The 2,484-nt window shown below is 38.8% G+C and carries 2 protein-coding genes; both read left to right on the top strand.

The window, feature by feature from the left end; all coding sequences use genetic code 11:
* The first annotated feature begins 1,123 nt into the window (after positions 1-1,123).
* Positions 1,124-1,918: a hypothetical protein gene (locus CVN76_RS06160; protein ID WP_100530612.1), complete on the top strand. Its 795-nt coding sequence runs from the start codon at positions 1,124-1,126 to the stop codon at positions 1,916-1,918.
* Entirely contained in the window at positions 1,905-2,357 is a 453-nt protein-coding gene (locus tag CVN76_RS06165) for a hypothetical protein (protein WP_100530613.1), read from the top strand. Before CVN76_RS06160 ends, CVN76_RS06165 begins: the two co-directional genes overlap by 14 nt.
* Positions 2,358-2,484: the final 127 nt, after the last annotated feature.

The raw sequence follows: 2,484 nt of genomic DNA on the forward strand, positions 1-2,484 counted from the left end.
GGCTTTCATTCCCCAACCAAACCCCAATTAATCTATATTTACCTTTTCTTTTGTTTATCTCTTTTCTCCTAAGATCCTTAAGACCTTAAAGCCTTTATGTTTTAATCACTTAATGTTTACAGGTTTTTACATTCAACGGAACCAGGAGGGGGGAAAGGGAAATAGGCAGAGTTGCCCGCCCTATTCTCATATTAAAAAAAATATGGAACAGGAACGAGCAGGCTATAACAATCAACATCACCTATCGGGTATGAGGTTTAAAAGGCCCTGTTTTAGCCGCCGAACTTTCGTTCTAACCTTCCTACGCGTCTTATTGCTGCCCTCAGACGGTGGACTTTATATTTAATTTACAGCTTTGGCTTTTTCACTAATTAAAGGGTTTCCTTCGGTCTTGAAGGCCTGGCCCTAATATAAAGTATGGAAGAGTTACGCCGCCCCATAGGGACGCAGCATATCCGCAACCAGCACTAATGTAGCTTACACATTTCAGATAACGGGCAAAACAGGGAAAAGCCCTTAATGTTATCCTAGCCTTAGTTTGCGGCGGGAAGGCGGCCCTTTCATTTTTGTTATTTTACGTCGAGTTTTACGGCATTTCACGACGGTTATTAAGTTAATATGTATGGTTGTTTTCATTGTCAAGCACTTCCTTTATTTTCTTGTAATACCTACTAAAGTCTAGTATAATATCAAAGAAGGCGATAACTATAAAATGGCTTCTTTAACAGGGAAAGCCACAAATAGAAATCTCCGGGAAACAACCCAAAGCTTTGAACGAGCTTTAACACAGAATTTCAATAAGTACGAGTTTCGCGGCTAGAACTTATTGAGAGAGAGACAAGAAAGCTCTTTTTCGACGAAGAGCTTTCTTTTTTTGTTGCTTGATAAATGTAAATGTAATTACCATGTATTTACGTTTACGTTTTTCAGTATATACACGTATTCTAGTAAATGCAAGATTTAAAAGATAAAAATGTATTTACACGTAAACGTAAACTATTATGTAATAGTCCGACTTATACACAAGTTATAAACAACATGGGGATAAAGTTACAATAAACGCTTTACATAAGAGGCTTAGAAGGGTTAAAACGAATCTATTATAAATAAGGCGGGGAAGTAAATGGGTGCTGTAAGCATAGACACTTATTCAAAACTAAAACGATTAGAGGACAAGTTTTCTTATAATACTGAAGGTATTAAGGCCATGCTAAATGGCTATTCTAAACTTTCGAAGGATAGCAGCAGCGTAGACATAAAGATAGATTTAGATCGGGCCTTATCTTCGACCCTATTAACACCAAATCAAAGGGTAAGCTTGACCCTGTTTTACGTTTTAGAAATTGATATGCTACGAGCTGCCAAGCTGGCCCGCAGGAGCATGAAGGCCGTAAAGAGCGACCTATTCGAAGCTACCGAGATTTTAGAAGCCGTAATAAATGGTTATAAATCCAAACGATATATACATAGAAAAAGCCGAGCTGCCAATATAAAAGAATGGCTGCGCGAGGTGGAAAGCGGCGAAATTAATATTTTCGATATGCCTGCAGCTGTTACGAGCGACTACCTTTCTTTATTGTCTTATAACTTCAACGATCTATTAGCAGCAAGCACATTGAAACAACGTGTATTAGGACCGCCAGCCGAAGAAATAGACGATATAATGGGGCGTTTTCCTTACAGACCGGACCGCTACCCATACCATGGGACAAGCCTGGCTATAGAACAACCAACAGGCAAGCCATACAACCCAATTAAAGATGGGTACGACTATTTTTATAAGCAAGATATTAATAACGGTGTGGATCATTACAGCTTGGCAAACTACCCCGAAACCCTTACTAAAACAGGTACCCGTAGCGGCACAGTGAAAACGAGCGATGGGTTTAAAGGAGTGAAAAACAGTGTTTATAAATAAACTGCGATTTATAGATAACGAGAAGCAGCAGCTTTATTTTAAGGCGCTGGCTTCTTTTTTGTTGCCCTTTTTCACCTCTGACTACTATTCAAACGAATTGGATTTACAACAGGACTTTACGAGCTTTCAAGATGACGAGTCCTATTTAGAGATATTAGAAGAAGGCTTAAACCATTGTGAGGATGCTTTAGGGATTAAGCTCGGTATTCAAGATTTAATCGGACTAACCCCGAAGCGCTGGAAGTTATGTCTAGTATGTGGCGACCCTTTTTTAAGCTATGACAAGTTCAATAAAAGTAAAATCTGCTACAGCACAACATACAAACGTTTTAAGGTAGGGCAGGGAACTTATTTTAAAGCAGCTCAGGAAGGGGCTAGTAAGTGTTATATGCAATATAGGACGAGTGTAGTTAAACGATGTATGGGAAAGGTTAATTAAAATCCTATTTGCAGGAAGGAATATAGATTTTACCGGGCGCTTTCATATGAATGCGTCCTATTTTTTTAGGGTTAAAGAGGGGATAAGGAGCTACCCAGGCTTAAACGATATTGATCAGTTTTTAAAG

It is taken from the genome of Bacillus sp. mrc49, assembly GCF_002803435.1.